We start from the raw sequence: 26,887 nt of genomic DNA on the forward strand, positions 1-26,887 counted from the left end.
TCGACGATCGGGGGACTGTATGGCAAGTGTTCGACATGACTCCCGCACCGAGGCCACCAGACTTCTGTGTGCCGGGACCTATCTGGACATCGAGTTCCGCCGCCGGGTCATCGAGGAGCTGGTGGAACACGAGGAGAGACCCATAGCGCCGTCGCTCGGCGTCGACGTCGTGCCGGTGCTGGCGCACGCGCTGCGCGCCCGCAGACAGGACGGCCGGACCGCGCTGTTGCTCCTCGCCCTCTGGGGCACCTTCATCGGCATAGAGGTGGGCACCGCCGCCGAGGGCGGCTTCCCGTTCTGGTCCGGGCTCTACGCGCTGGTGAGCTTCTTCCAGTGGGGTGCCGCGGCTTCCGCCGGGCGCGGCTCTTCCGTGTACGTGGTCGACAAGCGCACGCTGCGCGAGGCGATGAAGGGGAACGTGCGCGCGCTGGTCCCCGTGGTCCCGGCGGTGCTCGCGATCGCCTACTGGGTCTACGCCTTCTACTCCCTCGCCACGGGCGCGGGCAACTGGATCGGCGTCGTCTTCCCGCTGCTGCTGGTCCTCCCCGTGTGGGCGCACCGCACGCGGGTGGCGGCCGTGATGCGCGACGAACTGAGCCGCGAGGCGTTCGCCCAGGCGCGCAGGGCCGAGCCCACCACCCCGTACCACCAGCGGATCGCGCGGGCCGTCGACCGCGAGCAGTACGCGGGACTGACCATCTACGACGCGGGCCGTCCCTTCATCGGCATGGGGAAGCCCTACGAGCCCTGGTCGTTCGTCCTGGAGCTCAAGCGGCGCAAGGAGCCGGCCGGTCTCGGCAACGCCACGGCCCCGTTCACCGGGCGCACGGTCGTCGAGCTCGTACGCCCGCGCCTGGAGGCGCTGCGGCAGGCCGCCGCCGAGACCAGCCGGGACCGGCTGAAGGATCTGGAGATCGAGGAGTTCGTCTATCTCCCGGTCGGCCCGCCGCGGGCCCGCCTCGACTACGCGGAAGCCACCGTCCTGCGCCACCTCGCCGAGTCGGTCGACGAGGGCGGCGAGGCGCGCCGCTACTTCCTCCGGGTGCGGGTCGGCGCCTGGGACGAGCAGGTCGTGGTGTCCGTCCTGGTCCGGGTGCACACCCAGGGCGGCATGCTGGTGCTGGAGGTCGTGCCGCACGTCCTGACGCCGATCAGGCCGGAGTTCCGGGCGGTCGACGTGATCGCGGCGCGCGGGGAGGACGACCTGCTGCGCGACGGCGTACGGGCGCTGCTGAGCGGACCCGCCGCCGGCTTCGCGTCCGCGCTCTCCACGCTCTCCGCGGGCGTCTCCGGCTTCCGCACCTGGCTGGCCGAACCGCGGCGCGGGCTGCCGGACGGCCCGGCGACCTCCGTGCGGGAGCTGGGCGGCACGCGGTCGGTGTCGCTGTTCCAGGAGATGGACATCAGCCGCTATGTGAAGACGGTCCAGGACCGCATCGCCAGCGGCGTACGGGAGGCGCTGCGCTCCCAGGGCTTCGAGACCGACCAGTTCGAGCAGCAGATCGTGCAGATCAGCGAGGGCGGCGTCTTCATCGGCTCGATGAGCGGCGGCGCGGTCGCCACGGGCGCCGGAGCGCAGGCCAAGAACACGGTGAAAAGCGGGGGATCATGACCGATCGGAACGAGCACGAACACGACCGCGGACCGCGGCAGGGCGGCGGCATCGCCATCGGGCGGATGACCGGCGGCGCGGTCGCCAGCGGCCGCGAGGCACGGGCGGAGGACCGCTCGGAGCGCGTCGCCCGGGCCGCGTCCAGAGGGGACGGCTTAGCCCCCGTGCCGCGGCAGGCGCCCGGCGAGGGCGGCATCGCGGTGGGGGAGCTGGAGGGGGGCGCGCTCGCCGCGGGCCCCGAGGCCGAGGCGGTGGACTCCACCCGGGAGCCCCTGCCGGTGCCGGCCGCGCTGCTCACCGCCGTACGGGAACTGCGCGGCCAACTGCCCCTGCTCGCACGGGCCGAGGGCGACGGGCTCGACGCGGTCGACGGCGAGCTCGCCGGCCTGGAGGACGAGGCCGAGCGGACCGGCCGGGCCGACCGCGGCCGGCTGGAACGGCTGCGGTCCTTACTGACCGGCGGCGCCACGGTGGCGGCGGGCCTCGCGTCCGCGCTCGCCGTCGTCCAGGCGATCAGCCAGCTGCTGGCGTGAGGAGGCGGGCACATGAGCCGCTGGGACGCTGATCTCCAGCAGTGGGTGGATGACGACCCGCCACCCCGAAGGCCCCATCACCACGGGCCCCATGAGCCGACCGAGCCGGACGTCCTGTCGGGCCCGAGGCCCGCGGACGACGGGCCGGAGGGCCCCTCGCACGCGGCGGTCCTGGCCGGTGTGCTGGCCGGGGTGGTCCTGGCGGGCGGCATCGGCTTCGGCATCTGGGAACTGAGCCACGGCGGCGGGGGCGGCACGCCCGGGGGCGGCGGCCCGTCCACCGCGAGCGCCCCCGCGACCATCGGGCCGTCCTACGACCCTTCGACCGTCTCGGGCGGTGTCATCGGCGGCGCGACGGGCGTGCCGACGTACGCACCGCCCAGCACCTTCGCGAGCGCGGCCGCCGCCCCCGCGGGCTATCTGCGCACCCGGGACCCGGCGGGCTTCACGCTCGACGTGCCGCTGGGGTGGCAGCGCACCACGGACGGCACCAGCGTCTTCTTCCGGACGGCCGGTGACGAGAGCTTCATCCAGGTGTTCCAGCTGCACGGGCCCGAGGCCACGCCGTACGACGCCATAGTGGCCACCGAGGCGGCCATGTCGAAGAACGCGGACTACCGCAGGCTCAGGATGGACCGGCTCGGCAGCGGCGCGGCGGAGCTGGAGTACACCTACACACGCAGCGACGGCGGCGCGCGCCACGTCGCCGTCCACGACCTCGTGGCACCGGACCACCAGCAGTACGCACTGCTGGTGGCCGGGCCGTCGGGGGACTGGCCGGCACACGCCCGCGTCTTCCAGGTCCTGCTGAACTCCTTCTGCCCGACGGGCTACTGCGCGAACGGAGGCTGACCGGGCGTTCTGCCTCACCCGCCCTTTCCCGAACGGGAGGGGGCGGGCCCGGCCCTACCCGTCAGTAGTGAGAAATAAGTGACTCGGGTCACTCTTCGGTAGAGAAGTGACATATGTTGCCGCCTTCTGGTTAGGCGCGCCCCGTTGCCGGGCCCCGTAGGGCCCGGACGGCAGGGAAGTGCCCAGTGGACCGGAAGGCAGAAGAGACATGTCGTCAGTCGAGACCATCCTTGTGGACGGGGTGTGGCGTGCCGCCGCATCCGGCGCGCAGCGGGAGGTCCTCGACCCCGCAGACGCCAGGCCCCTGACCGTGGTGGCCGAGGGCGGCGTGGACGACACCGACGCCGCGGTCGCCGCCGCCCGCCGCGCCTTCGACACCGGCGCCTGGCCGCGTACGCCCGTCGCCGAACGGGCCGCGCTGCTGCGGCGCGTGGCCGATCTGCTCCAGCGCGACCGCGAGACGATCGCGCTGACCGAGAGCCGGGACACCGGCAAGACCCTGGAGGAGGGCCGGGTCGACGTCGACGACGTCACCAACGCCTTCCGCTATTTCGCCGATCTTGTCATCAACGAGGGCGGCGGGCGCGTGGTGGACGCGGGCTCGGACGAGGTCCACAGCATCGTCGTCCACGAGCCGGTCGGCGTCTGCGCGCTGATCACCCCGTGGAACTACCCGCTGCTCCAGGCCAGCTGGAAGATCGCCCCGGCCCTGGCCGCGGGCAACACCTTCGTCATCAAGCCCAGCGAGGTCACCCCGCTGTCCACCGTGCACCTCGTCCGGCTGCTGGCCGAGGCGGGCCTGCCGGCCGGTGCCGCCAACCTGGTCACCGGCGCGGGCGACCCCGTCGGCGCCCGCCTGTCCGAGCACCCGGACGTCGACCTGATCTCGTTCACCGGAGGTCTCACCAGCGGCGTCAAGGTCGCCCAGGCCGCCGCGCCGAGCGTGAAGAAGGTCGCACTCGAACTCGGCGGGAAGAACCCCAACGTCGTGTTCGCCGACGCCTGCGAAACCGACGAGGACTTCGACACCGCCGTCGACCAGGCCCTCAACGCCGCGTTCATCCACAGCGGCCAGGTCTGCTCGGCCGGCTCCCGCCTCATCGTCGAGGAGTCCGTGCGGGAGCGGTTCGTCGCCGAACTCGCCCGCCGCGCCGAGAAGATCAAGCTCGGCCGGGGCACCGAGGAGGGCGTCGAGTGCGGCCCGCTCGTCTCCGCGCAGCAGCTCGACAAGACCGAGGCGTACGTCGCCTCCGCGCTGGCCGAGGGCGCCGTGCTGCGCTGCGGCGGCGGCCAGCCCGAGCCGGGCGACGTCCGGCCCGCGACCGGCTACTTCTACTCGCCGACCGTCCTCGACCGCTGCCACCGCGGCATGAAGGTCGTCCGGGAGGAGACCTTCGGGCCGATCCTCACCGTAGAGACCTTCCGCACCGAGGACGAGGCCGTCGAGCTCGCCAACGACACCGAGTACGGCCTCGCGGGCGCCGTCTGGACCAAGGACGCCGGCCGGGCCCGCCGCGTCGCCGGGCGGCTGCGCCACGGCACCGTGTGGATCAACGACTACCACCCCTACCTGCCGCAGGCGGAGTGGGGCGGCTTCGGCAAGTCCGGCACGGGCCGCGAGCTCGGCCCCACGGGTCTGGCGGAGTACCGCGAGGCGAAGCACATTTATCAGAACCTCGCTCCGAAGCCGGTGCGCTGGTTCGCCGGCTGAGGCCGCCCGCAGGACCCGACGCGAAGAACCTTTCTGCCCCGAGGAGTACGCCCATGCCCCCCGCAGTCCAGAAGATCACCGCTGACTACGTCGTCGTCGGCGGCGGCACCGCCGGATCGGTGATCGCCTCCCGGCTCGCCGAGGACCCCGGAACGTCCGTCGTCGTCATCGAGGGCGGCCCGTCCGACATCGACCGCCCCGACGTGCTCACGCTGCGCCGCTGGCTCGGGCTCCTCGGCGGCGACCTCGACTACGACTACCCGACGACCGAACAGCCGCGCGGCAACTCCCACATCCGGCACAGCCGGGCGAAGGTGCTCGGCGGCTGCTCCTCGCACAACACCCTCATCGCCTTCAAGCCGCTGCCGGGCGACTGGGACGAGTGGGTGGCCGCGGGCGCCGAGGGCTGGGACGCGGCGTCCATGGACCCGTACTTCACGCGGCTGCGCAACAACATCGTCGCCGTGGACGAGAAGGACCGCAACGCCATCGCCCGCGACTTCGTGGAGGCCGCGCGGACGGCCGTCGACGTGCCGCGCGTGGAGGGCTTCAACAAGAAGCCGTTCCACGAGGGCGTCGGCTTCTTCGACCTCGCCTACCACCCGGAGAACAACAAGCGGTCCTCCGCCTCCGTCGCCTATCTGCACCCGCACATCGAGGCCGGCGACCGCCCCAACCTCCGCATCCTGCTGGAGACCTGGGCGTACAAGCTCGAACTCGACGGCACCCGCGCCACGGGCGTGCGCGTGCGCACCAAGGACGGCGAGGAACTCCTCGTCGAGGCGGGCCGCGAGGTCCTGCTGTGCGCCGGTGCGATCGACACGCCCCGGCTGCTCATGCACTCCGGCATCGGCCCCAAGGCCGACCTGGACGCGCTGGGCATTCCCCCCGTCCACGACCTGCCGGGCGTCGGCGAGAACCTCCTCGACCACCCCGAGTCGGTCATCGTGTGGGAGACCCACGGGCCGATCCCCGAGAACTCGGCGATGGACTCCGACGCGGGCCTCTTCGTGCGCCGGGACCCCGAATCCCCGGGCCCCGACCTGATGTTCCACTTCTACCAGATCCCCTTCACCGACAACCCCGAGCGCCTCGGCTACGAGAAGCCCGCGCACGGCGTGTCGATGACCCCCAACATCCCCAAGCCGCGCAGCCGCGGCCGGCTCTACCTCACCAGCGCCGACCCGGCCGTCAAGCCCGCCCTCGACTTCCGCTACTTCACGGACGAGGACGACTACGACGGCCGCACCCTGGTCGACGGCATCAGGATCGCCCGCGAGATAGCCAAGTCCGAGCCGCTGGCGACCTGGCTCAAGCGCGAGGTGTGCCCCGGCCCGGAGATCACCTCGGACGAGGAGATCGGCGAGTACGCGCGGAAGGTCGCGCACACCGTCTACCACCCCGCCGGCACGTGCCGCATGGGCGCCGCCGACGACCCCGGGGCCGTCGTCGACCCGCAGCTGCGCGTCCGCGGCCTGGAGGGCGTCCGCATCGCCGACGCCTCCGTCTTCCCGACCATGCCCGCCGTGAACCCGATGATCGGCGTCCTGATGGTCGGAGAGAAGTGTGCCGCTTTGCTTGCAGCAGGCATACCGGGTGGGGGTGACCGCGAGTGAACGGCACAGATGGCGCCGGCGCGCCGGGCTCTCCTGCGGAGATCGTCGGGGACGGTCCGGTGCGGGGCGCGGCCCCGGCCGCGGACGGCAGTGTCCCCGACGGCCCCCCGGCCGTCTTCTCCGTCCGCAACCTGTGGAAGGTGTTCGGCCCCAAGGCCGAGCGCGTGCCCGGCAGTTCCCTCGCCGACCTCACCCCGGAGGAGCTGCGCGAACGCGCCAACTGCACCGTGGCCGTCCGCGACGTGTCCTTCGACGTCCGCCAGGGCGAGGTCTTCGTCGTCATGGGCCTGTCCGGCTCCGGCAAGTCCACGCTCGTCCGCTGCCTGACCCGGCTCATCGAGCCGACCTCCGGCACCATCGCCATCGACGGCGAGGACGTGTGCGGCATGGACAGCGGCGCCCTGCGCGACCTGCGCCGCCACCGCGCCGCGATGGTCTTCCAGCACTTCGGCCTGCTCCCGCACCGCACCGTCCTCGACAACGTCGCGTACGGCCTGGAGATCCAGGGCGTCGGCCGGGCCGAACGCCGGGCCAAGGCGGGCGAGATGGTGGAGAAGGTGGGCCTCGCCGGACTGGAAGGCCGCCGCCCCACCCAGCTCTCCGGCGGCCAGCAGCAGCGCGTCGGCCTCGCCCGCGCGCTCGCCGCCGACCCCGAAGTCCTGCTGTTCGACGAGCCGTTCAGCGCCCTCGACCCGCTGATCCGGCGGGACATGCAGGAGGAGGTCGTCCGCCTGCACCACGACGAGGGCCGCACGATGGTCTTCATCACCCACGACCTGTCCGAGGCGCTGCGCGTCGGCGACCGGATCGCGCTGATGCGCGGCGGGCGCGTCGTGCAGTGCGGCACGCCGGAGGAGATCGTCGGCTCCCCGGCGGACGACTACGTACGGGACTTCGTCCGCGACGTACCGCGCGAGCAGGTCCTCACCGTCCGCCGCGCCATGCGCGCCGCCCTGCCGGGCGAGGAGGACGCGGGCCCCGCCCTCACCCCGGCGACGACGGTCGCCGACGCGATCGAGACCGTCGCCCGTACGGGCTCCGCGGCCCGCGTCGTGGACGACGGCCGCTGTCTGGGCATCGTGGACCACCGCAGCCTGCTCGGCGTGGTGGCCGGCCTGGACAGCGACGGGAAGGCGGCGGCATGACGGAGTACGCGTGTCGCGCGGCCGTGCGCCCCGCCACCGGCTCCGGGCGTCCGCCCTCGGCCCGGCAGCCCGCGCGCCGGACACGACCCGGAGCCACCCGCCCGGACGGGAGCCCCGTATGAGCATCACGACCACCCCTGCCGACACCGCCGTGTCCGCACCGCCCGCCGCGCCCGCGGGCGGCGACACCGCTCCTGTCCGCCAGGACGAGCGCCTGCGCGCTCTCACCCGGAACCCCGCCGCCCGCAAACTCCTCGTGCTCGCCGTCGCGGCCGCCGTCCTGGTCCCCGTTGCGGCGGCCACGTGGGGCAGCGGCAGCTGGCCGCACGCGCTGACCGTCGACCTGAGCGGGCCGCTCGGCCGGGCCAACGACTGGATCATCGACAACCGCGACAGCCACTGGCTGTTCCTCTACTTCTTCGGCTACATCAGCGGCGGCATCATCGCCGCCGTCCACGCCGTCTACACCGTGCTCCTCGCCCTCGGCTGGGCCGGGGTCGCCGCGGGCGCCACGCTGCTCGCCTGGCGGGTCGCGGGCGTACGGGTGGCCGTCACCACGCTCGTGTCGTTCGCCGTGTGCGGGCTGCTCGGCATGTGGGTGCCCACCATGCGCACGCTCGCGCTGATGGTCGTGGCCGTCGCCGCGTCCGTCGCGGTGGGCGCGCTGCTGGGCCTCGCGGCCGGGCTGTCGGACCGTACGTTCCGCGCCCTGCGCCCCGTACTTGACACCATGCAGGCGCTGCCCGCGTTCGCCTATCTGATGCCCGTCGTGCTGATCTTCGGGATCGGCGTGGCACCGGCCGTCCTCGCGACCGTCGTCTACGCGGCCCCGCCGATGGCCCGCCTCACCGCGCTCGGCCTGCGCTCCACCGACAAGGGCGTCCTGGAGGCCGTGGAGTCGCTCGGCGCGACCGGACGGCAGCGGCTGCTGACCGCGCGCCTGCCGCTGGCCCGCCGCGAACTCCTGCTGGGCGTCAACCAGACCATCATGATGGCCCTGTCGATGGCCGTGATCGCGTCCGTCATCGGCGCGGACGGCCTCGGCGACCGCGTCTACCAGGCGCTGTCGACCGTCGACGTCGGCAGCGCGCTGGCCGCGGGCATCCCCATCGTGCTGCTGGCGGTCGTCATGGACCGCACGACGGCCGCCGCGGGCGCGGCCGGGGACTCCGGGCGGCGGACCGGCGGGCGCACGGCCTGGCTGTTCGTCGCGGGCGCCACCGCCGCCGTCGCCCTCGCGGGCCGGGCGCTGTCCGCACTCGACTGGCCCGGCGGCTGGAACGTGGCCATCGCCGGTCCCGTCAACGACGCCAAGGACTGGATGGTCGACCACCTCTACTCCGGTCTGCCCGGCGTCGGCGGCACCGCCGACTGGGCGGCGCACTACACCGGCTGGGTCCTCGACCCGCTGCGCGACGGCCTCCAGGCCCTCCCCTGGTGGGGCGCGCTGCTGCTGGTCGCCGCCCTGGCCTGGTTGATCGGCACCTGGCGCACCGCGCTGACCGCCGTCCTCGCCCTGGCCGCGATCGGCGTGCTGGGCCGCTGGGACACCTCCCTGGACACCCTGTCCCAGGTGCTGGCGGCCGTCGCCGTCACGCTCGTCCTCGGCTTCGCGATCGCCGTGCCCGCGGCGCGCAGCGCCCGGGCCGAGCGGCTGCTGCGCCCGGTCCTGGACGTGTGCCAGACGATGCCGCAGTTCGTGTACCTGATCCCCGTCGTCGCCCTCTTCGGCGTCGGCCGGGCCCCGGCCGCGGCGGCCGCGATCGTCTACGCGCTGCCCGCCGTCGTCCGCATCACCAGCCAGGGCCTGCGCCAGGCCGACCCGGCCGCGCTGGAGTCCGCGCGCTCGCTGGGCGCGACGAGCGGCCAGCAGCTGCGCCAGGTGCAGTTCCCGCTGGCCCGCCCGGAGCTGCTGCTGGCCGTCAACCAGGCCGTGGTGCTGGTGCTGTCCGTCGTCATCATCGGCGGTCTCGTCGGCGGCGGCGCGCTCGGCTACGAGGTGGTGTTCGGCCTCGCCCAGGGCGACCTGGCCACCGGCCTCGTCGCGGGCGCGGCGATCGTGTGCCTGGGGCTGATGCTCGACCGGGTCACGCAGCCGACGAAGGGAGGAGCCCGTGATGGCTCGTAAGTGGATCGTGGCGGCGGGCGCCCTCGGCCTGCTCGCCGTCACCGGCTGCGGCGCGGCCGACATGACCAAGCAGTCCTCCCCGTACGCGAACGTGCGGGGCGCGAAGTCCGTCACCCTGTCCGTGCAGTCGTGGGTGGGCGCGCGGGCCAACGCGGCCGTCGCGACGTACCTCCTGGAGCACGAACTCGGGTACCGCGTCGACACCGTGCAGGTGGACGAGGTGCCCGCCTGGGACGCGCTCAGCCAGGGCCGCGTCGACGCGATCCTGGAGGACTGGGGCCACCAGGACCAGGAGAAGCGCTACGTCGAGGACAAGAAGACGATCGCGCCCGGCGGCGAGCTCGGGGTCACCGGGCACATCGGCTGGTTCGTCCCCAAGTACTTCGCCGACGCCCACCCGGACGTCCTGGACTGGCGGAACCTCAACAAGTACGCGTCGCAGCTGCGCACCCCCGAGAGCGGCGGCAAGGGCCAGCTGCTCGACGGCTCCCCGTCCTACGTCACCAACGACAAGGCCCTGGTGAAGAACCTCGGCCTGGACTACCAGGTCGTCTTCGCCGGCTCCGAGGCCGCGCAGATCACCCAGATCAAGCAGTTCGCCAAGGACCGGAAGCCGTTCCTCACCTACTGGTACGAGCCGCAGTGGCTCTTCAACGAGGTGCCGATGGTGGAGGTGAAGCTCCCCGAACACACCTCCGCGTGCGAGGAGAAGGGCACGGCCGACCCCTCCACCGTCGACTGCGCGTACCCGACGACGTCGCTGAAGAAGTACCTCAACGCCGAATTCACCCACAAGGGCGGCAAGGCGGCCCGCTTCCTCGCCGACTTCAACTGGACCAAGCGCGACCAGAACGAAGTGGCACAGCTGATCGCCGAGGACAAGCTCTCCGCCGACGAGGCGGCGAAGCGGTGGGTCAAGGAGCATCCGGACGTCTGGAAGCGGTGGATTCCGTAGAAGGCCGATTGCCCGCGGGACCGGCCGGGCCGGGACGGACCCCCGTACCGTCCTGGCCCGGCCGATGGGGAACAGTTCAGCCGGGAAACGGCCGGCAGTGAAGACGTTTCCCGGTTTCCTCCTCGGGCGGGAGACGGGAAACCCCCTGTGACCTGCGGAAGGTCAGTGGACCTCGTACGCGCCCGGCGCCAGCCGCGTGGTCACGGCGATGCGGTTCCACGAGTTGATCGTGATGATCAGCGAGATCAGGTGGGCCAGCTCCTGCTCGGGGAAGTGGCGCGCGGCCCGCTCGTAGACCTCGTCCGGCACGAAGCCGTCCGTCAGGACCGTCACCGCCTCGGTGAGGGCGAGGGCCGCGCGCTCCTTCTCGGTGTAGAAGCCGTGCGCCTCCTCCCACGCGGGAAGGAGGAAGATCCGCTCCTCCGTCTCGCCCGCCTTGCGCGCGTCCTTGCTGTGCATGTCCAGGCAGAACGCGCAGTGGTTCAGCTGCGAGGCGCGCATCTGGACGAGCTCGACGAGGGACGGCTCCAGGCCCTTCGTGGCGGCCTTGGAGAGGGCGATCATCGCCTTCTGCACCTCGGGGGCGAGCTGGTGGAGGAACATCCGGGGGCTGTGGTGGTGCGTGGTCTCGTTCGTCATGACTACGACACTAGGCTCCCGATAGCCCACGGGTATGGTCCATTCCCATGGAGAGAACGTGGGCCATTTCCGGTGCCGGCGCGGGCGCCGACCTGCACCTCGACCTGACCGGTCCCGGCGGCGTACGGGCCTCGCTGATCCGCGCCCTGCGCGACGCCGTCCGCACCGGCAGGCTCGCCCCCGGCACCCGGCTGCCCGCCTCCCGCACGCTCGCCGCCGACCTCGGCCTGGCCCGCAACACCGTCGCCGACGCCTACGGCGAGCTCGTCGCCGAGGGCTGGCTCACCGCCCGGCAGGGCTCCGGCACCCGGGTGGCCCCGCGCGCGGCGCCCGGCGCGCCCGAGCGCAGGTCCCCCGTGCCCCGGACCCGCCCGCGCCCCGTGTACGACCTGCGGGGCGGCACCGCCGACGTCTCCGCCTTCCCGCGCGCCGCGTGGCTGACCGCCGCCCGGCGGGCGCTGGCGGCGGCGCCCGCCGACGCGTTCGGCCACGTCGACGAGCGCGGCCGCGTCGAGCTGCGGACGGCCCTCGCCGGCTATCTGTCCCGGGCGCGCGGCGTGCGCGCCGACCCGGAACGGATCGTGGTGTGCGCGGGCTTCACCCAGGGCCTCGCCCTGCTGAGCCGGGTCCTGCGCGAGCGCGGGACCCGCGAACTGGGCGTCGAGTCGTACGGGCTCTGGTTCCACCACGAGGCGCTCGAACGGCACGGGCTGCGCACGTCCCCGCTGACCGTCGACGAATCCGGCGCGCGCGTCGAGGAATTGGAGGAACGCAAGGGCCTGCGGGCCGTCATGCTCACCCCCGCCCACCAGTTCCCCACCGGCGTCCCCCTGCACCCCGACCGGCGCGCGGCCGTCGTCGACTGGGCGGTGCGCACCGGCGGGCTGATCCTGGAGGACGACTACGACGGCGAGTTCCGCTACGACCGCCAGCCCGTCGGCTGCCTCCAGGGACTCGCCCCCGAGCACGCCGTCTACTTCGGCACCGCGAGCAAGTCCCTCGCGCCGGGCCTGCGTCTGGCGTGGATGGTGCTGCCGGAGCACCTCGTGGGCGACGTGGTGCGGCTGAAGCGGGCGGGGGAGTGGAGCTCGGGCGCCCTCGACCAGCTCACGCTCGCGGAACTGATCACCAGCGGGGCGTACGACCGCCACGTACGGGCGATGCGGCTGAGCTACCGGCGGCGCCGCGACCAGCTCGTGGACGCGCTCGCCGCCCACGCGCCGCACATCCGGGTCACCGGGATCGCGGCGGGCCTCCACGCGGTGCTCTCCCTCCCGCCCGGCACGGAACAGGACACGGTGCGCGCGGGCGCCTGGGAGGGCCTGGCCCTGGAGGGCCTCTCCCGCTTCCGCCAGGGCCCGACGACGGGCGAGGAGGGCCTGGTGGTGGGCTACGCGACGCCACCGTCCCACGCGTTCGAGGGGGCACTGTCCGCGTTGCTGCGAGTCCTTCCGGCGGGGTGAGGGGGCTCCGCCCCCAGGCCCCCAGAGGGTGCGCAAATTCAGCCCGTGGGGGCACCTCCCAGCGGTAGCTGGGGGAGTTTGAGGACGCGCCCGCAGGGCGCTGGGGGTCCGGGGTCTCCCCGGTTTCGGGAAGGGGCGGGGTAGGGGAACAAAGCCCCGCCGGGCCGCACCCGAGCACGGGTCCGGGGCGGAGCCCCGGCCGCGGCGGAGCCGCGCAACAGACGCTGCGGGGAATTACTCCCCCGCCACCTCACCGAAGCGTGCCAGCGCCAAAGCGCCGAGCACCGCCAGCACGAACCCCGCCACAGCCAACGGCTCGAGACCGGGCCGCGTACGGTCACCCAGCCACGCCACACCCACCAGCGCCGGCCCCAACGTTTCGCCGATCACCATGCCCGCCGTCGCCACCGTCACAGACCCCCGCTGCAGCGCAGACGTCAGCAGCAGGAACGCCGCACCCCCACCCAGCAGCAGCGCGTACGACGCCGGGTTCGTCAGCACCCGCACCACCGACAGGTCGTCGATCAGGCGGACGGCCACCTCCACGACGCCGAAGCCGAAGCCCGCGCCCAGACCCAGCGCCGCCGCCCGCGCCCGGCCCGGCAGGCGGCCGGCCACCGCGCCCAGGCCCAGCACCGCGGCGGCGGCCGCGAGGGTGCCCACGCGCAGGGCCGTGGAGCCCGTGCCATGGCCCTCCGCCCCCGAGGCCAGCCCCAGCAGCGCCAGGCCCCCGCAGACCACGCACACCGCGCCCCACTCCATGCCGCTGAGCCGCACGCCCAGCACCCGGGAGGCCACCACGGCCGTCACCGCGAGGCTCGCGGCGAGGGCGGCGCCCACGGCGTAGATGGGCAGGGACCGCAGTGCGACCAGCTCCAGCAGGAAGCCGACGCCGTCGAGCGCCAGGCCCGCCAGATAGCGCCACTGCCGCAGCACCCGCAGCAGCAGCACCGGGTCCACGCCCGAGCCGCTGCCGGGCGCGGAGGCCCGGGCGGCGACGGCCTGGAGGACGGACGCGGTGCCGAAACAGACCGCCGAACCGAGCGCGCAGAGGATCCCTAGAAGCACGCCCCGACTGTAGGCCGCCCGGCGTCCCGCCACAGGAATTCCCCCTTTAAGGTGAACGCCTCAGGGGGAACACGCTGAACAGAACGCATTCTGACGGGGGTCGGAACATGGCGGAGAAAGGGCGACGGCGCTTGCGCTCGTCCACGGTGGTACTCGGCAGCATGGGAGCCCTCGCGGCCGCCCTCACCTCCTGCGGCTCCGAGCCGGACAAGCGCTGCGTGGACCCCAGGAGTTACGACGTGGCCCAGGGCGGCTACCGCGTCCTCGACGCGAAGGCGTGCAAGTCCCAGGGTTCGGGGAAGTGGTACTACAACAGCGGCAAGTCCGGCACGTACACCGGCAGCGGCACCTTCGACAGGAGCAAGGCCGTCGACCGCGGCGGCTTCGGCTGCTCCGGTCCGAGCGGCGGCTGACCGGCCGTGCGACGCCACCGCATCACCGCCCGCCCCGACTGGCAGACCACCGTCGAGGAACAGGGCGTCGTCTATCCGCTCACCCGCCACCCGGACGGCTCGCTGCGCCCGTACTGGGACGAGAGCGCGTACTACTCCTTCTCGCTCGCCGAGGTCGAGGAGCTGGAAGCCGTCGTGGCGGAGCTGCACGAGATGTGCCTGACCGCCGCGGCGCACATCGTCGGCCGCGACCGCTTCGCCGACCTCGGCATCACCGACCCGCGCCTGGCGGACCTGGTCGCCGAGTCCTGGCGGCGGCGGGACGAACTGCCCTCCGTCTACGGGCGGTTCGACCTGCGCTACGACGGGCGCGGCCCGGCCACGATGCTGGAGTACAACGCCGACACGCCGACCTCGCTCGTGGAGGCGGCGAGCGCCCAGTGGTTCTGGATGGAGGACCGCTTCCCCGACGGCGACCAGTGGAACTCCCTCCACGAGCGCCTCGTCGCCGCCTGGGAGCGCCAGGCGGACCTGCTGCCGCCCGGCGCCCCGCTGCACTTCGCGCACTCCGCCGGCGACGAGATCGGCGAGGACCTGATGACCGTCGCCTATCTGCGGGAGACCGCGGAGCAGGCCGGGATCGCCACCCGCGCGATCTCCATGGAGGACATCGGCTGGGACCCGCTCTCCGGCCGCTTCGTCGACGAGCGGTACGCCTTCATCCGCGCCTGCTTCAAGCTCTACCCCTGGGAGTGGCTGGCCACGGACCGCTTCGGCCCGCACGCCCTCGACACCCTCGACAACGGCGGCGGCACGGGCTCCACCCTGTGGATCGAACCGGCCTGGAAGATGCTCCTGTCCAACAAGGCGCTGCTCGCCGTCCTGTGGGAGCTCTTCCCCGGCCACCCGAACCTGCTGCCCGCCTACCTCGACGGGCCCCGCGAGCTGGCCCGTACGAGCGGCTATGTGACCAAGCCGCTCCTGGGCCGCGAGGGCGCGGGCGTCACCGTGCACCCGCCGGGCGCGGAACGCCACGTGCCCGGGGAGCCGTGCTGCTACCAGGCACTGGCGCCGCTGCCCGGCTTCGACGGCAACCACGTCGTGCTCGGCGCGTGGACCGTCGACGGCGCCCCCGCGGGGCTGGGGATCCGCGAGTCGGCGGGGCTGGTCACGGACGGGTACGCCCGGTTCCTGCCGCACGTCATCCGCTGACGGGCGGGCCCGTCCCCGACGGGATTGCGGGTGATCGGGGGCTGTGACAGCCTGACGGCGAGAGCGGAATCCCCGAAGTCACCCCTGGGGAGTGAACGCAGATGGCCGGTGGAGACAAGTCCCGGGACAAGGCCGAGCAGAAGAAGGACCAGGCGAAGTCCAAGGCCGCCCAGGAGCGGGAGAAGGCCGACGACCGCGCCCGCCGGGCCAAGGTGGACGCCGAGGTCGAGGAGTGGAAGGCCCGCGAGATCTTCGACAAGAACTTCGATGCCTGAAGCCTGAACGGGTGCGAGGACGGCGGCCCGGCCGCCGCCCGGCGCCCCGCCGCGCCCTCCTCAGTCCGCCAGAACCGCCCGCAGCTGGTCGAGGCCCCAGTCCAGGTCCTCCTTGCTGATCACCAGCGGCGGGGCGATGCGGATCGTGGAGCCGTGGGTGTCCTTGACCAGGACCCCGCGCTCCATCAGCTGCTCCGAGATCTGCCGGCCGGTGCCCTTCGCGGGGGCGATGTCGACGCCCGCCCACAGGCCCCTGCCGCGTACGGCCTCCACCGCGCCGCCGCCCACCAGCAGCCCGAGCTCGTGGTGCAGGTGCTCGCCGAGCTCCGTCGCACGCTGCTGGAACTCGCCCGACCTGAGCATCGCGATGACCTCCAGTGCCACCGCGCAGGCCAGCGGGTTGCCGCCGAAGGTCGACCCGTGCTCGCCGGGGCGGAAGACGCCCAGTACCTCGCGGGAGGCGGCCACCGCGGACACCGGCACCACCCCGCCGCCGAGCGCCTTGCCCAGGACGTACATGTCGGGCACCACGTCCTCGTGGTCGCAGGCGAAGGTCCGGCCCGTGCGGCCCAGCCCCGACTGGATCTCGTCCGCGATGAACAGCACCCCGCGCTCGGCCGTCAGCCGCCGCACGCCCGGCAGATAGCCGGGGGGCGGCACCAGCACCCCGGCCTCGCCCTGGACGGGCTCCAGCAGCACGGCCACGGTGTTCTCGTCGACGGCCGCCTCCAGCGCGGCGAGGTCGCCGTACGGGACGATCTCGAAGCCCGGGGTGTAGGGGCCGTAGTCGGCGCGGGCCTCCTCGTCCGTGGAGAAGCTGATGATCGTGGTGGTCCGGCCGTGGAAGTTGTTGTCGGCGACGATGATCTTCGCCTGCCCGTCCGGCACGCCCTTGACGCGGTAGCCCCACTTGCGGGCGGTCTTCACGGCCGTCTCGACCGCCTCCGCGCCCGTGTTCATCGGCAGCACCATGTCCTTGCCGCACAGCGCGGCCAGCTCGGTGCAGAAGTCGCCGAAGCGGTCGTGGTGGAAGGCGCGCGAGGTGAGCGTCACCCGATCGAGCTGTGCTTTGGCCGCGTTGATCAGCCGGCGGTTGCCGTGGCCGAAGTTGAGCGCCGAGTACCCGGCGAGCATGTCGAGGTAGCGCCGCCCCTCGACGTCGGTCATCCACGCGCCCTCCGCATACGCGACGACGACCGGCAACGGGTGGTAGTTGTGCGCGCTGTGGGCCTCGGCGGCTGCGATGCTGCGTTCCGTGGATGTCACCGTGTGCTCCGTTCCGGTGTGCGGGGCATGCTGCTCTTGCTTTTCTACACCCCCACCCGTACCGCAGGACCTGGTCCGGTTGCGCACCTGAGAGAATGTGCTCATGGCCCTCGATCGTCCGCGCGCTCTCTCCGGTATCCAGCCCACCGCAGGTTCGTTCCACCTCGGGAACTACCTCGGTGCCGTCCGGCAGTACGTGGCGCTGCAAGACACCCACGACGCCTACTACATGGTCGTCGACCTGCACGCGATCACCGTGCCGCAGGACCCCAAGGAGCTGCGCGCCAACACCCGCAGCGCCGCCGCCCAGCTGCTGGCCGCGGGTCTCGACCCGGAGCGCTGCACGCTCTTCGTGCAGAGCCATGTGCCCGAGCACGCCCAGCTCGGCTGGCTGATGAACTGCCTCACCGGCTTCGGCGAGGCGTCGCGGATGACGCAGTTCAAGGACAAGTCGGCGAAGCACGGCGCCGGCCAGACCACGGTGGGCCTGTTCACCTACCCGATCCTCCAGGTCGCGGACATCCTGCTCTACCAGGCGAACGCGGTTCCGGTGGGTGAGGACCAGCGTCAGCACGTCGAGCTCACCCGTGATCTCGCCGAGCGCTTCAACGCTCGTTTCGGTGACACCTTCACCGTGCCCGCCGCGCACATCGTCCGCGAGACGGCGAAGATCTACGACCTCCAGGACCCGCACGCCAAGATGAGCAAGTCGGCGTCCACCCCCAAGGGCCTGATCAACCTGCTCGACGAGCCCAAGGTCTCCGCGAAGAAGATCAAGAGCGCGGTCACCGACACCGACACGGTGATCCGCTTCGACGCCGAGAACAAGCCGGGCGTCAGCAATCTGCTGACCATCTACGCCACGCTCACCGGCACGGGAATCCCGGAACTGGAGCAGAAGTACGAGGGCAAGGGCTACGGTGCGCTCAAGACCGACCTCGCCGAGGTCATGGTGGAGTGGGTGACCCCGTTCCGCGCTCGTACGCAGGAATATCTCGACGACCCGGAGACGCTGGACGCGATTTTGGCCAAGGGCGCCGAGAAGGCCCGTGCGGTCGCCGCCGAGACCCTGGCGCAGGCGTACGACAGGATGGGCTTCCTGCCCGCGAAGCACTGAGCACGGCGAGCACGCAGCAGGCATCGATCAAGCGCCGAGCGGACCGGTGGCGGCCGGCCGCGCGCCCGGGACCATGTGCCCCGGGCGCGCGGGACCAGGAAACCTGGCACCAGGGGCGGCCCAGCCGTCACACTGGCCACGGGGACACACAGGCGCACAGGAGGGAGAACGCAATGGGGACCGTAACGCTCGGCGTTTCGATCGCGGTCCCGGAGCCGTACGGCAGCTTCCTCCAGAAGCGCCGCGAGGGCTTCGGGGACCCGCACGCGCACGGCATCCCCACACACGTGACCCTGCTGCCGCCCACCGAGGTCGACGCCTCGTCCCTGCCCGCCATCGAGCGGCACCTCGCCGACGTCGCGGCCCTCGGCCGCCCCTTCCGGATGCGCCTGTCCGGCACCGGCACGTTCCGCCCCCTGTCGCCGGTCGTCTACGTCAACGTGGTCGAGGGCTCCTCCTCCTGCGCCTGGCTCCAGAAGCGCATCCGCGACGGGTCCGGCCCGGTCGCGCGCGAGCTCCAGTTCCCCTACCACCCGCACGTGACCATCGCCCACGGCATCGCCGAGGAGGCGATGGACCGGGCGTACGCGGAGCTGTCGGAGTTCGAGGCGGCCTGGACGATCACGGGCTTCGCGCTGTACGAACAGGGTGACGACGCGGTGTGGCGCCTGGAGCGGGAGTACCCCTTCGGTGAGGGCGCGGAATCGTCCGTCCCCAGCCAGTCGGACGTGGCCCGCCCCCCGGCGCCTTCGCGCTAGCCGGGCCGGAAACCGGCCCGTGAGGGCACCTCCCCGGAGGATTCGGGGTGCTCCGGAGTGGCAATGTGTGGGTCCATGCAATGGCTGACCCGACTGCCCTGGATCGGGCCCCTGATCGCCCGGCTCATGCGCACCCACGCATGGCGTTCCTACGAGACCCTCGACCGGGTGAAGTGGAGCCGCCTGGCCGCCGCGATCACCTTCACCAGCTTCCTGTCCCTCTTCCCGCTGATCACCGTCGGCGCGGCCATCGGCGCCGCCATACTCAGCACCCAGCGGATGCAGGAGCTCGAACGCAAGCTCGCCGAGCAGGTGCCCGGAATCTCCGGCAAGCTCGACCTCAGCACCCTCGTGGACAACGCGGGCACCATCGGTGTCGTCGCCGGCGCCGCACTGCTCTTCACCGGCCTGGGCTGGATCGGCTCCCTGCGCGAGTGCCTGCGCGCCGTCTGGGAGTACGAGGAGAGCCCCGGCAACCCGGTCCTGCTGCGGCTGAAGGACGCGGCCGTGCTGCTGGGCCTGGGAGGGGTCGCCCTGGTCTCGCTGGGCTGCTCCACGTTCGCCACGTCGGCCGTGGGGTGGGTCGTCGAGAAGGCCGGGCTGCAGGGCGTCGGCGGCCTGCTCACGGCGGCGGGCTTCTGCATCGCCGTGCTCGCCGACCTCCTGCTGATGATCTACGTGCTGTCGCGCCTGCCGGGCGTCCATCCGGACCGGTGGCGGCTCGTGCAGGGCGCGCTGATCGGCGCGATCGGCTTCGAACTCCTCAAGCTGCTGCTGAGCGGCTATCTCCAGGGCGTCGCGGCCAAGAGCATGTACGGCGCGTTCGGCGCCCCGGTGGCGCTGCTCCTCTGGATCAACTTCACGGCGAAGCTGATGCTCTTCTGCGCGGCGTGGACGGCGACGCCGCCCTCAAGCGCGTCAGCGCTTCTTGCGCACCAGGTCGGGGAGCGGGTGGCGGCGGTGGACGATGAACCCCGCCACCGCCAGCGCGGCGAGAGCGCCGCCCGCGATGCCCACCGCCGTCCACATGCCGCCGCCGGACCCGGCGACCGACGCCTGCGTGCGGTCCGCGGACGGCCGGCCCGACCCGTCGCCGGACTTGCCCGCCGTGCCCTTGGGCGGGACGAGCATGCCGACCGGCTTGACGTGCCCGGCCGCCTCGAAGCCCCAGTCGAGGAGCTTCGCGGTCTCGGTGTAGACCTCGTACTGCTCGCTCTTCTCGGGGTTCATGACGGTCACCAGCAGCTTGCGGCCGTCGTGCTGGGCGACGCCGGTGAACGTGTTGCCCGCGTTCGTGGTGGAGCCGTTCTTCACGCCGGCCATGCCCTTGTACGCGGGTACACCCTGTCCGGTGAGGAGCCGGTTGGTGTTGACGATCGTGGACGACGTGCGCTTCTCGCCCTTCTTCTCCTCGTCCGGGAACTGCGCGGTCACCGTCGAGCAGTACTCCCGGAAGTCCGCCTTCTGGAGGCCGGAGCGGGCGAAGAGCGTCAGGTCGTACGCGCTGGAGACCTGGCCCTCCTCGTCGTAGCCGTCGGGGCTGACGACGTGGGTGTCGGCGGCCTGGAGTTCGTCCGCGTGGGCCTGCATGTCCTTGACGGTCTGGGGGATGCCGCCGTTCATCGTGGCCAGCGTCCGCACCGCGTCGTTGCCGGAGCGCAGGAAGACGCCGAGCCACAGGTCGTGGACGGTGTAGGAGGAGCCCTCGTGGAGGCCGACGGCGCTGCTGCCCGCGCCCATGCCCTCCAGGTCGGTGGGCACCACCTTGTGGACCTTGTCGCGGGGGAGCTTCGGCAGCACCGTGTCGGCGAAGAGCATCTTCAGGGTGGAGGCCGGGGGCAGTCGCCAGTGCGCGTTGTTCGCGGCGAGGATCTCGCCGGACTCGGCGTCGGCGACCAGCCAGGAGCGGCCGCTGAGGCCCTGGGGCAGCTGCGGCGCGCCCGGACCCAGCTGCACCTGGGGACCGGGCCTGCCGAGCAGTTCGCCGCCCACCGTGGACATCCGGGGAGGCGGGGTCTTGGGGGCGCCCTTGCCGTCGGCCGGGTTGTCGGCGACGGCGGGAGCGGCGGTCATCAGCGGGAGGAGCAACGAGGCGGCAGCCGCGAGGGCGGCGCGGTAGCGGCGCGTCGCGGCGTACCGCGGGGGGTGTGATGTCGTCGGCACGTCCGTGAACGTACCCCGCCGCCCGTGGCCTGTGGATGGTGCCTCACCGGTGCGGGTGCCGCCCGGGGACCCGATAGGGGGAGTCGAGGCGGCCGAACGCATACTGAAACGCATGCTGAGTTCTTCCCGGGAGACCACCGGCGCCTCTCCCGCCCCCGCCGTCCTCTCCCGTCGCGTGTCCTGGTTCCTGCTCGCCTTCGGCGCGTGGTCTTGGGTCATCTGGATCACCTTCGCGAAGAATCTGTGGAAGGACGGCAGCGGGCTCGCCTTCGACGACGCGGGTGACCCGACCACGTACTTCTGGGTGCATCTCCTGCTCGCGATCACCTCGTTTCTCCTGGGGACGGTTGTAGGGGTCATCGGGTTGCGCGGGGTGCGGGCGTTGCGGCGCACCTCATAGCGGGATGATTCCGGCCACCTCCTCCGGCCGGTGCCGATCACTTGGCCGATTCCCGGGACGTACGGGCGCTCGTGTGTTTGGGTGATGCGCATCACGGGCGGAGGGGGCGTGGGGGATGCGTGCTGGCCGGTTACGGACGGGTGCGGCGGCGGCCGCGGGAGCGGTGCTGCTGACGGCGGTGGCGGCCGGCTGCGGGCTGGTGTCACCGGGCGACGGGGACCGGGGCCCGATCACGGTCGGCACGACCGACACGGTCACCGCGCTGGACCCGGCGGGCGCCTATGACGTGGGCTCCTGGGCGCTGTTCGGCAACCTCTACCAGTCACTGCTGACCTTCACGCCCGGCTCCACCACCCCGGTGCCGGACGCGGCGAGCCGCTGCGGCTTCCGGGGCCGGAGCCTGCAGACGTACGTGTGCACCCTGCGCGACGGGCTGAAGTTCGGCAACGGGAACGAACTGACGGCGAAGGACGTGAAGTTCTCCTTCGACCGGATCCGGCGCATCCACGCCGAGCAGGGCCCCTCGGCGCTGCTGGCGACGCTGGACGCGGTGGAGACGGCCGGGGCGACGGTGACCTTCCGGCTGAAGGCGCCGGACGCCACCTTCCCGTTCAAGATCGCCACGGGTGCCGGGTCGATCGTGGACTCCACGCTCTATCCCGCGGACGCCCTGCGGCCGGGGGCGGAGGCCGACGGCTCGGGCCCGTACGTCCTCAAGAGCTACCGGCCGGGGGTGCGCGCCGAGCTGAGGCCCGCCAAGCACTACCAGGGCGCGGTCAAGCCCAAGGGCAACGCCGTCGACGTGCGCTACTTCGCGGGGCCCGCGAAGCTGAGCGAGGCGTGGAAGCGGCGGGGCATCGAGGTCGCGGGCCGCCAGCTGCCACCGGCGGACATCGCCCGGCAGTCGCCGTCGGACTCCAGCGCCAAGCTGATGGAGTCCTCGGGCTCGGTGGCCCGCTCGCTGGTCTTCAACCTGCGGGACGGCTCGCCGGTGCGGCAGGCCGCGGTGCGCAGGGCGATCGCCGCGGTCGTCGACCGCGAGGCCCTCGCGCGCGACGTCCACCTGCGCACCGTCGAGCCGCTGTACGCGCTCATCCCGCAGGGCCTCACCGGCCACAGCACGTCCTTCTTCGACGCCTACCCGGCGCCCGACCCGGAGAAGGCCCGGACCCTGCTGAGCCAGGCGGGCATCACCGAGCCGGTGCGCTTCGGCCTCGCCTATTCGCAGGGGGCCGCCACCGACGAGGAGGCGGCCCTGCTGAAGAAGCAGCTGGAGGCCACCGGGCTGTTCAAGGTGACCACCAAGCACGTGGAGTGGACGGAGTTCCTGGCGGGCTACGCCCGCGGCGCCTACGACACCTACTGCGTCAGCTGGCTCGCGGACTTCCCCGACCCGGACACCTTCACCACCTCCGTCGTCGGCAAGGACTCCGCCCTGCACTCCGGCTACACCAGCGCCCGCGTCGAACGGCTCATCCGCGGCACCCAGCAGGAGGAACAGCGCATCCGCACGTCCGACGACTTCCGCGCCATCCAGAAGATCATCGCGGAGGACGTACCGCTGGTGCCGCTGTGGCAGAAGAAGGAATACGTCCTGGGCGACGCCGACATCTCGGGCACGGAATACCTCTCGGACGGCACGGGCACCTGGCGCCTGTGGCAACTCGACCGCATCTGATCCCGGGCGGCGGGCGGGCTCAGAGGCCGTGGCGGGAGAGGAAGTCCAGGATGAGCTTGGACCACTGGTCGGGGCGTTCGGCCATGGTTATGTGGCCCGTGTCGAGTTCGGCGTACTCCGCGCCCGGGATGCCGTCGGCCAGGATCCGGGAGTTGTCGGGCGAGACCAGGGTGTCCTGCAGGGTGGCGATGACCAGGGTGGGCACGGAGATGCCCGCGAGGTCGCCCGTGGTGTCCGTCGTCTGCACCACGGCCGCCTGCTCGGCGGCACCGGCCGGGACGCCCTTGATCAGCAGGTTGTAGAAGGCCGGGAGCTGGTACTCGGGCATGGCGTTGAAGAAACCCGGGCTGAAGCCGCTCAGCGCGGTGAACCGCGCGAAGGCCTCCAGGTCGCCGTCCGCAAGCAGCTTCTGCCACAGGTCGAGGGAGGCCAGCAACCGGTTGTCGGCCTTGGCCAGACCCGCCGTCAGCACCAGCCCCCGCACCCGCTCGGGATGCCGGGCCGCGAGCCGTACGGACACCAGGGTGCCCATCGAGTAGCCGATCACGGTGAAGGTGTCGAGCCCGGCCGCGTCGGCCTGCGCGACGAGCGCGTCGGCCAGCAGGTCGGCCGTCAGGACGTCCGCGCGCGGGGAGGCACCGGAGCCGGGGAAGTCGGGCGCCACCACGGTGTGGTGCGCGACGAGGGAGGGGATCAGCGTCGTGAAATTGCCCGCGACGCTGCCGCCCGCGCCGTGCGCGAGCAGCACGCCGGGGCCGGAGCCGCGGACCGTGGCGGACAGGGATATCGGAAGCTGTGTCATGCCGTCGAGCCTGTCATGTGACGCACCGTCAACGCATGAGGCCCCGCTCCCTCGCGGGGGCGGGGCCTCATGCGCGGCTGCGACCGGGGATCAGTAGCGGCGCGTGATCAGCGCGCGCTTGACCTCCTGGATCGCCTTGGTGACCTCGATGCCACGGGGGCACGCGTCGGTGCAGTTGAACGTCGTGCGGCAGCGCCACACGCCGTCCTTGTCGTTCAGGATCTCCAGCCGCTGCTCGCCGGCCTCGTCACGCGAGTCGAAGATGAAGCGGTGGGCGTTGACGATGGCCGCCGGGCCGAAGTACTGCCCGTCGTTCCAGAACACCGGGCAGGACGACGTGCACGCGGCGCACAGGATGCACTTGGTGGTGTCGTCGAACCGCTCGCGGTCCTCGGCCGTCTGCAGGCGCTCGCGCGTCGGCTCGTTCCCCTTGGTGATGAGGAACGGCATGACGTCGCGGTACGCCTGGAAGAACGGGTCCATGTCGACCACGAGGTCCTTCAGGACCGTGAGGCCCTTGATGGGCTCGACCGTGATCGGCTTGCTCGGGTTGAGGTCCTTGATCAGCGTCTTGCACGCCAGGCGGTTCTTGCCGTTGATGCGCATCGCGTCGGAGCCGCAGATGCCGTGCGCGCAGGAACGCCGGAACGTCAGCGAGCCGTCCTGGTCCCACTTGATCTTGTGGAGGCCGTCGAGGACCCGCTCCTTGGGGTCGATCTCCAGCTGGAAGTCCTGCCAGCTCGCCTCGGCCGCGACCTCCGGGTTGAACCGGCGGACCCGGAAGGTGACCGTGATGAGGTGCGAGGTGGTGGAGTCCGCCTCGAGCTTGTCCAGGGTCGTCGGGGTTGCCATCAGTACTTACGCTCCATCGGCTGGTAGCGGGTCTGCACTACCGGCTTGTAGTCGAGGCGGATCGAGTCCTTGCCGTCCTTGCCGACCTCGCGGTACGCCATGGTGTGGCGCATGAAGTTGACGTCGTCGCGGTTCGGGTAGTCCTCGCGGTAGTGACCGCCGCGGGACTCCTTGCGCGCGAGCGCGGACACGGCCATCACCTCGGCCAGGTCGAGCAGGTTGCCCAGCTCGATGGCCTCCAGCAGGTCGGTGTTGAAGCGCTTGCCCTTGTCCTGGACGGACACGTTCTTGTAGCGCTCGCGCAGCTCGGCGATCTTCTCGACGGCCGTCTTGATGGTCTGCTCGGTGCGGAAGACCATGACGTTGGCGTCCATGGTCTCCTGGAGCTCCTTGCGGATCTCCGCGACCCGCTCGTTGCCCGTGGACTCGCGCAGCCTCTCGACCTGGTCGACGACGAGCTGCGCCGGGTTCTCCGGCAGCTCGACGAAGTCGGAGCGGTGCGCGTACTCCGCGGCGGCGATGCCGGCCCGCTTGCCGAAGACGTTGATGTCCAGCAGCGAGTTGGTGCCCAGGCGGTTGGCGCCGTGCACGGAGACGCAGGCGACCTCGCCGGCGGCGTACAGACCCGGCACGACGGTGTCGTTGTCGGAGAGCACCTCGCCCGCGACGTTGGTCGGGATGCCGCCCATGGCGTAGTGCGCGGTGGGCTGGATCGGGATCGGGTCCGTGTAGGGCTCGATGCCGAGGTAGGTCCGCGCGAACTCGGTGATGTCCGGGAGCTTGGCGTCGAGCTGCTCCGGCGGCAGGTGGGTGAGGTCGAGGTAGACGTGGTCGCCCTCGGGACCGCAGCCGCGGCCCTCGCGGATCTCCGTGTAGATGGAGCGCGAGACGACGTCACGGGACGCGAGGTCCTTCATGACCGGCGCGTACTTCTCCATGAAGCGCTCGCCGTCCTTGTTGCGGAGGATGCCGCCCTCACCGCGGGCGCCCTCCGTCAGCAGGATGCCCATGCGCCAGATGCCCGTCGGGTGGAACTGGAAGAACTCCATGTCCTCAAGCGGCAGGCCGCGGCGGTAGCAGGCCGCCTGGCCGTCACCCGTGAGGGTGTGCGCGTTGGAGGTCACCTTGAAGAACTTGCCGGTGCCGCCGGAGGCGTAGATGACCGACTTCGCCTGGAAGACGTGGATCTCGCCGGTGGCCAGCTCGAAGGCGACCACACCGGCCGACTTCTTGACGCCGTCGACCTCGGTGATCAGCTGGTCCAGGACGTAGAACTCGTTGAAGAACTCCACACCCTCCTTGACGCAGTTCTGGTACAGCGTCTGGAGGATCATGTGGCCGGTGCGGTCCGCGGCGTAGCAGGACCGGCGGACCGGGGCCTCGCCGTGGTTGCGGCTGTGCCCGCCGAAGCGGCGCTGGTCGATGGTGCCGTCCGGGGTGCGGTTGAACGGCAGGCCCATCTTCTCCAGGTCGAGGACCGCGTCGATGGCCTCCTTCGCCAGGATCTCGGCGGCGTCCTGGTCGACCAGGTAGTCGCCGCCCTTGATCGTGTCGAAGGTGTGCCACTCCCAGTTGTCCTCCTCGACGTTCGCGAGGGCGGCGGCCATGCCGCCCTGGGCGGCGCCGGTGTGGGAGCGGGTGGGGTAGAGCTTCGTCAGCACCGCGGTGCGGCTGCGCTTGGTCGACTCGATGGCCGCGCGCATGCCGGCGCCACCCGCGCCGACGATGACGGTGTCGTACTTGTGGATCTTCATGGTCGCGTCAGCCCCGGGCTCTAGCGGATGTTCGGGTCGAAGGTGAAGATCACCAGCGTGCCCAGCAGGACGGTGAACACCGTGGCGGCGTACAGCAGGTTCTTCAGCCAGAAGCGGGTCGTGGCCCGCTCCGCGTAGTCGTTGATGACCGTGCGCAGGCCGTTGGCGCCGTGCAGCATCGCCAGCCACAGCATGATCAGGTCCCAGGCCTGCCAGAACGGGGAGGCCCAGCGGCCGGCCACGAAGGCGAACCCGACCTTGGACACGCCGCCGTCGAGCACCAGCTGGATCAGCAGGTGGCCGAGGACCAGCACGACCAGGACGATGCCGGACAGCCGCATGAACAGCCAGCCGTACATCTCGAAGTTGGTGCGGGTCGACTTCGGGGTCTTCTTGGTGCGCTTGCGCGGCGCCTCGATGACCGGAGCCGGGTGGTCCACGTCGTACAGCGACACGGTGTCGTTCACAGCGGGGGTGGTGTCAGCGGACATCTCGC

Annotated in this window: 24 protein-coding genes and 1 pseudogene; 17 read left to right on the plus strand and 8 right to left on the minus strand. The window is 71.9% G+C overall.

The genetic code is table 11. From position 1 onward, the window contains the following. Window positions 1-19 precede the first annotated feature (19 nt). From DXZ73_RS26125 to DXZ73_RS26160, 8 genes are all read left to right on the plus strand, one after another. The gene (locus DXZ73_RS26125) at window positions 20-1,612 is read left to right on the plus strand and encodes a hypothetical protein (RefSeq protein ID WP_116213487.1); all 1,593 of its coding nucleotides are present in this window, start codon (window positions 20-22) and stop codon (window positions 1,610-1,612) included. After that, complete coding sequence (locus DXZ73_RS26130) at window positions 1,609-2,145, plus strand: hypothetical protein (RefSeq protein WP_116213488.1); 537 nt, start codon at window positions 1,609-1,611, stop codon at window positions 2,143-2,145. The genes DXZ73_RS26125 and DXZ73_RS26130 overlap by 4 nt, the downstream gene beginning before the upstream one ends. Before the next feature lie 12 nt (window positions 2,146-2,157). Next, window positions 2,158-2,997, plus strand: a complete 840-nt coding sequence (locus tag DXZ73_RS26135; RefSeq protein ID WP_116213489.1) for a hypothetical protein — start codon at window positions 2,158-2,160, stop codon at window positions 2,995-2,997. A gap of 208 nt (window positions 2,998-3,205) precedes the next feature. After that, window positions 3,206-4,708 carry an aldehyde dehydrogenase family protein gene (locus tag DXZ73_RS26140; protein WP_116213490.1) on the plus strand — a complete coding sequence of 501 codons (1,503 nt, stop codon included), beginning with the start codon at window positions 3,206-3,208 and terminating at the stop codon, window positions 4,706-4,708. 53 nt (window positions 4,709-4,761) lie between these two features. Further along, window positions 4,762-6,324, plus strand: a complete 1,563-nt coding sequence (locus DXZ73_RS26145) for a GMC family oxidoreductase (protein ID WP_116213491.1) — start codon at window positions 4,762-4,764, stop codon at window positions 6,322-6,324. Window positions 6,325-6,383: 59 nt separating this feature from the next. Next, entirely contained in the window at window positions 6,384-7,469 is a 1,086-nt protein-coding gene (locus DXZ73_RS26150) for a quaternary amine ABC transporter ATP-binding protein (RefSeq protein WP_205519369.1), read from the plus strand. A gap of 118 nt (window positions 7,470-7,587) precedes the next feature. Then, complete coding sequence (locus DXZ73_RS26155; RefSeq protein ID WP_116213492.1) at window positions 7,588-9,597, plus strand: ABC transporter permease; 2,010 nt, start codon at window positions 7,588-7,590, stop codon at window positions 9,595-9,597. After that, window positions 9,587-10,552, plus strand: a complete 966-nt coding sequence (locus DXZ73_RS26160) for an ABC transporter substrate-binding protein (protein ID WP_116213493.1) — start codon at window positions 9,587-9,589, stop codon at window positions 10,550-10,552. Before DXZ73_RS26155 ends, DXZ73_RS26160 begins: the two co-directional genes overlap by 11 nt. A 162-nt stretch (window positions 10,553-10,714) precedes the next feature. Here DXZ73_RS26160 and DXZ73_RS26165 read toward each other — a convergent pair whose 3' ends face one another. Next, window positions 10,715-11,191, minus strand: a complete 477-nt coding sequence (locus DXZ73_RS26165) for a carboxymuconolactone decarboxylase family protein (protein ID WP_116213494.1) — start codon at window positions 11,189-11,191, stop codon at window positions 10,715-10,717. Between the two features lie 47 nt (window positions 11,192-11,238). Here DXZ73_RS26165 and DXZ73_RS26170 point away from each other — a divergent pair, with 47 nt between their 5' ends. Beyond that, window positions 11,239-12,654 (plus strand): PLP-dependent aminotransferase family protein, encoded by a 1,416-nt coding sequence (locus DXZ73_RS26170; protein ID WP_116213495.1) that lies wholly within the window; start codon window positions 11,239-11,241, stop codon window positions 12,652-12,654. A gap of 234 nt (window positions 12,655-12,888) precedes the next feature. Here the strand turns inward: DXZ73_RS26170 and DXZ73_RS26175 are convergent, their stop codons facing one another. Next, window positions 12,889-13,722 carry a hypothetical protein gene (locus DXZ73_RS26175; RefSeq protein WP_240351494.1) on the minus strand — a complete coding sequence of 278 codons (834 nt, stop codon included), beginning with the start codon at window positions 13,720-13,722 and terminating at the stop codon, window positions 12,889-12,891. Window positions 13,723-13,829: 107 nt separating this feature from the next. Between DXZ73_RS26175 and DXZ73_RS26180 the strand changes: the two genes are divergently transcribed. The 3 genes from DXZ73_RS26180 (at window position 13,830) to DXZ73_RS38360 (ending at window position 15,601) form a co-directional block, all read left to right on the plus strand. Beyond that, entirely contained in the window at window positions 13,830-14,135 is a 306-nt protein-coding gene (locus DXZ73_RS26180; protein WP_116213496.1) for a hypothetical protein, read from the plus strand. 6 nt (window positions 14,136-14,141) lie between these two features. Continuing rightward, entirely contained in the window at window positions 14,142-15,326 is a 1,185-nt protein-coding gene (locus DXZ73_RS26185; RefSeq protein WP_116213497.1) for a glutathionylspermidine synthase family protein, read from the plus strand. A gap of 101 nt (window positions 15,327-15,427) precedes the next feature. After that, the gene (locus tag DXZ73_RS38360; RefSeq protein WP_162890335.1) at window positions 15,428-15,601 is read left to right on the plus strand and encodes a hypothetical protein; all 174 of its coding nucleotides are present in this window, start codon (window positions 15,428-15,430) and stop codon (window positions 15,599-15,601) included. Between the two features lie 60 nt (window positions 15,602-15,661). On the opposite strand, the gene rocD is transcribed toward DXZ73_RS38360, so the two are convergent. Continuing rightward, window positions 15,662-16,867, minus strand: a complete 1,206-nt coding sequence (gene rocD / locus DXZ73_RS26190) for an ornithine--oxo-acid transaminase (RefSeq protein ID WP_116213498.1) — start codon at window positions 16,865-16,867, stop codon at window positions 15,662-15,664. Window positions 16,868-16,970: 103 nt separating this feature from the next. Here rocD and trpS point away from each other — a divergent pair, with 103 nt between their 5' ends. The 3 genes and pseudogenes from trpS to DXZ73_RS39605 all read left to right on the plus strand — a co-directional run. After that, on the plus strand, window positions 16,971-17,984 hold the full coding sequence (trpS, locus tag DXZ73_RS26195; protein WP_116213499.1) for a tryptophan--tRNA ligase: 1,014 nt from the start codon (window positions 16,971-16,973) through the stop codon (window positions 17,982-17,984). A 173-nt stretch (window positions 17,985-18,157) separates the two neighbouring features. After that, a complete protein-coding gene (locus tag DXZ73_RS26200) occupies window positions 18,158-18,742 on the plus strand; it encodes a 2'-5' RNA ligase family protein (protein ID WP_116213500.1) in 585 nt (194 codons plus the stop codon). A gap of 75 nt (window positions 18,743-18,817) precedes the next feature. Next, window positions 18,818-19,648: pseudogene (locus DXZ73_RS39605) on the plus strand (YihY/virulence factor BrkB family protein); the annotation flags it as partial. Window positions 19,649-19,660: 12 nt separating this feature from the next. Here the strand turns inward: DXZ73_RS39605 and DXZ73_RS39610 are convergent. Then, a complete protein-coding gene (locus DXZ73_RS39610; RefSeq protein ID WP_338059139.1) occupies window positions 19,661-20,905 on the minus strand; it encodes a D-alanyl-D-alanine carboxypeptidase in 1,245 nt (414 codons plus the stop codon). A 112-nt stretch (window positions 20,906-21,017) separates the two neighbouring features. On the opposite strand from DXZ73_RS39610, the gene DXZ73_RS26210 reads away from it, so the two are divergent. Then, a complete protein-coding gene (locus tag DXZ73_RS26210) occupies window positions 21,018-21,305 on the plus strand; it encodes an SCO4848 family membrane protein (protein WP_116213502.1) in 288 nt (95 codons plus the stop codon). 115 nt (window positions 21,306-21,420) lie between these two features. Continuing rightward, on the plus strand, window positions 21,421-22,983 hold the full coding sequence (locus DXZ73_RS26215; protein WP_116213503.1) for an ABC transporter substrate-binding protein: 1,563 nt from the start codon (window positions 21,421-21,423) through the stop codon (window positions 22,981-22,983). Between the two features lie 19 nt (window positions 22,984-23,002). Here DXZ73_RS26215 and DXZ73_RS26220 read toward each other — a convergent pair whose 3' ends face one another. The 4 genes from DXZ73_RS26220 to DXZ73_RS26235 form a co-directional block, all read right to left on the minus strand. Continuing rightward, entirely contained in the window at window positions 23,003-23,785 is a 783-nt protein-coding gene (locus tag DXZ73_RS26220) for an alpha/beta fold hydrolase (RefSeq protein ID WP_116213504.1), read from the minus strand. Window positions 23,786-23,875: 90 nt separating this feature from the next. Further along, on the minus strand, window positions 23,876-24,637 hold the full coding sequence (locus tag DXZ73_RS26225; protein ID WP_116213505.1) for a succinate dehydrogenase iron-sulfur subunit: 762 nt from the start codon (window positions 24,635-24,637) through the stop codon (window positions 23,876-23,878). Continuing rightward, window positions 24,637-26,391: a succinate dehydrogenase flavoprotein subunit gene (sdhA, locus tag DXZ73_RS26230; RefSeq protein ID WP_116213506.1), complete on the minus strand. Its 1,755-nt coding sequence runs from the start codon at window positions 26,389-26,391 to the stop codon at window positions 24,637-24,639. Before sdhA ends, DXZ73_RS26225 begins: the two co-directional genes overlap by 1 nt. A gap of 20 nt (window positions 26,392-26,411) precedes the next feature. Continuing rightward, entirely contained in the window at window positions 26,412-26,882 is a 471-nt protein-coding gene (locus tag DXZ73_RS26235; RefSeq protein WP_116213507.1) for a succinate dehydrogenase hydrophobic membrane anchor subunit, read from the minus strand. Window positions 26,883-26,887 lie beyond the last annotated feature (5 nt).

The organism is Streptoverticillium olivoreticuli subsp. olivoreticuli (assembly GCF_003391135.1).
Classification (GTDB): Bacteria; Actinomycetota; Actinomycetes; order Streptomycetales; family Streptomycetaceae; genus Streptomyces; species Streptomyces blastmyceticus.